The following is a 3,030-nucleotide window of genomic DNA, read 5'->3' as shown; positions in this document are numbered from 1 at the left end:
TCGGGTCGCGTGGGGGGGGGGGCGCCGCCTGCCGCGGTCCTCACCCCCTGCGGGCGGGGCGGGGGCGGGGCGGGGGCGGCCGGCGCGCCGCCCCGCGGCGGGGGGGGGGCCCCGCCGCCTCGCCTCCAGCGCGGGCCCGCGGTACTCGGCGTAGCGGGTGTCGGGCCGCAGCCCGGTGTCGAAGGTCGAGGCCGCCGCCAACTCCCGGACGAAGCGCCGCGGATGGGTGCTGCTCGCCTCGCGCAGCAGCTTGACGATCGCTATCACCTCCTCCGGGTCCGCGACGCCCTCGGCGAGCGCGACCAGGACGCCGGAGGCCATCAGGGCCCGGCCGAGGGTGGCCCACTCCTCGGGGGTGAAGTCCAACTCCCCCGCGCCGTCGGCGACCCGGCCGATCCGGATCACCTGGAAGCCGACCTCGGCGAGCACGGCGGGGATCAGCCGCACCGACTCCACCGTCCGGCCCCGGGCCCGGTCCGACAGCTCCTCCCAGGGCAGGAACGCCGCCCGGCCGTCCCGCTGGCCGGGGAGCAGCGCCTCCGGTTCGGCGCCCGTGCCGTAGCGGTGCTCGTGCTCGTGCTCCAGCCGGGCCAGCACCTCGGCCTCCTCCTCGGTGAAGTCCTCGAAGCCGCCGACGGCGTCCGGGGCGACCCGCTCGGAGGTGGGCACCATCAGGCAGCCGACCGCGGCGAGGCGCTCGCCGAGCTGGCGGGCCTGGCGCCGGTTGGCCGTGCGCAGTTCCTCGGGCAGGTCCTCCCAGGGCAGCAGGGCCGGGCGGCTGCCCGCCTCCTCGCCGTCCTCGACCGCCGCCGCCACCCGGCTGCGGTGGATGGCCCGGGCCAGCTGCCGGGTGACCTGGGCGTCGGTGTAGTCGGCCAGGCTCTCGATCACCCTCCCCTGCGCCTCCAGCCGGGCCTTCATCCGGCCGCACTCGTGCAGCACGGCCTCGGCGTCCAGCAGGGTCTGCTCGGCGCGGCGGTCGCCGGCCTTGCCCAGCACGTCCTGCCCGACCATGATCACGATCATGAAGACCAGCTGGGCCAGGGTGGACAGGAAGCTCATGAAGGCGAACGGGTACGGGTCGAAGGTCTGCACCCCGAGCTGGGACAGGCCGATCCACAGCACCTGGGTCACGGCGGCGAGGTAGAACGCCCACATGCTGCCCAGCCGCCCGGTCAGCCAGGCGGCGATCCGCCCGTTGGTCCCGGCGGCCTGGTCCAGGGCCTGCGGCGGCGGCTGTACCCGGTGCCGCTGGATCCACGGGTGCCCGCTGGTCTCCAGCAGGCTCACCCCGCGCCCGAGCGCCCGGTCGTGCCGGTCCAGGTGCGCCTGGAGGTCGGCGACCTTGGCGAAGATCGCCTCGGCGTTCTCGTAGGTCTGCACCGCCCGGCGGTCGGCGGCCTGGCCCAGCACCCGCTGGCCGACCAGGATCGCCAGGCAGAGCACCAGTTGGACGACGTTGTCCAGGAACAGCAGGAAGCCGAAGGGGTAGGGGTCGATCGAGTGCAGCGGCCCCCAGGTCGCCAGCGCCATCCAGCCGGCGACCAGCACCAGGGTCACGTACAGGGCGGGCATCGAGCCCACGGCCCGGGTCAGCGCGGCCGCGATCGCGCCGTTCAGCCCGACCTGCTCGTCCGCCACCGTCACCGGCTGCTGCCGCGGCTGGTCGATCGCCGTACCGGCTTCCGTCACGCCCGCTCCTCACGGTCGAACTCCGGCGCCCGCCGCCGGTGTCGTGCCCATGATGGCAGCGGCCGGGGCGGCCGGAGGCTTTCCGGGGCAGGATCTTAACGCTCCGTCAACACCCTTCCGGTGCAGGCCGTGCAGCTCGACCCGGCCGTGGCGCAGGTGGTTGCGGTGGCCGTCGGCGAACTCCAGCCGCAGGCTGCGGTCCGCGGGGGTGTCCACCACGACGGCGCTCTCCACCGCGCCGTAGGAGGATTCCCGGTACACCCACACCCGGTCGCCGATGTGGAACTCCGGGGTCTCGGAGACGATCACCGCACTCACCTGCCTTCGCCGACGTGCCCACCCGGCTGTACGGAGCGCGGTGGGTCGGGTACTCAGCGGGCGCGCAGCTGCTTCGGGGCGGTGGGGGTCGGCAGCGCGGTCGGCTGCCCGGCCCCGTCCACCGCGGTGCCGTCGGTGAAGCGGGAGCACTCGGCGCCCGCGCCGACGGTGAGGGTCCGGGCCACCGGGTCGTAGCGGAGCGAGGCGCCCTCGGCGAGGGCGCCCGGGCCGTCCGCGGGCGGTGCCAGGCTCAGGCTGGGGACGGGCGCGGACTCGTCCGCCGAGACGACCGTCCAGCCCTGGGCGGTCAGGGTCCGCCGGGCGTGCCCCAGGGCCTCCGTCCCCTGGGTGGCGCCGACCCCGGCAAGGGTGAAGCGGGCGGCGAGCACGGCCGTGCGGGGCTGGTCGGCGCCGCCGTCGTTCATGCTCTCCAGGAGGTGCTCCAGGCCGCGGGCGTGGCAGACGCCCTGGACCTTGGCGGAGATCCCGTCGTCGCCGACCGGCACCGGGGCCAGCGCCACACCGGGCGGCAGGGCGAGGGCGTCGTAGACGGCCTGGGTCCGGGCGTCCAGGTGCGCGGCGACGGCGGCCGGGTCGGCCACCGGGTACGGCTCCCCCGACCACACCCGCGGGACCTCCTCCGCGACCGTCACGACGCCGCGGTAGCCGACCGTGCCGAGCACCGCCGCTCCCGCGACCGTCGTCACCAGTGCCACCCGCACCGCCCTGCGGCCGCCCCGGCCGTCCGTCCCCGCGCGCTTCGTCATGATCACCATCGTGCCCGCCGGGCCGGGCCGCCGCCTGAGTACCCGTACTCAGACGGCGGGCCGGAGGTGCTCAGACGTGGCCGGAGGTGCTCAGGCGTGGGCGGCGGCGCACTCCGGGTGGCCCCAGCTGCTGCCGACCTTGGTGATCTTGTCGCCCTTGGCGTACGGGCGGCTGCACGGGCAGGTGCCGGGGAAGCGGGCGTTCAGGGTGCGCGAGCCGCCGCCGGTGCGCTTGGCGGCACCGGCGCCGGGG

The 3,030-nt window shown here is 76.1% G+C and carries 3 protein-coding genes; all 3 read right to left on the bottom strand.

Features of this window, described 5'->3' with window-relative positions:
- On the bottom strand, window positions 1–1,692 hold a 1,692-nt coding region (locus tag ACFWXO_RS45180; protein ID WP_380533050.1), incomplete at its 3' end, for a DUF1003 domain-containing protein.
- Window positions 1,693–1,701: 9 nt separating this feature from the next.
- Window positions 1,702–2,001 (bottom strand): hypothetical protein, encoded by a 300-nt coding sequence (locus ACFWXO_RS45175; RefSeq protein ID WP_380533047.1) that lies wholly within the window; start codon window positions 1,999–2,001, stop codon window positions 1,702–1,704.
- Between the two features lie 62 nt (window positions 2,002–2,063).
- Complete coding sequence (locus ACFWXO_RS45170) at window positions 2,064–2,777, bottom strand: hypothetical protein (RefSeq protein ID WP_380533044.1); 714 nt, start codon at window positions 2,775–2,777, stop codon at window positions 2,064–2,066.
- Window positions 2,778–3,030 lie beyond the last annotated feature (253 nt).

Origin of the sequence: Kitasatospora sp. NPDC059088 (genome assembly GCF_042738155.1) — a bacterium.
GTDB lineage: Bacteria > Actinomycetota > Actinomycetes > Streptomycetales > Streptomycetaceae > Kitasatospora.
This window is presented reverse-complemented; position numbering and strand designations above follow the sequence as displayed.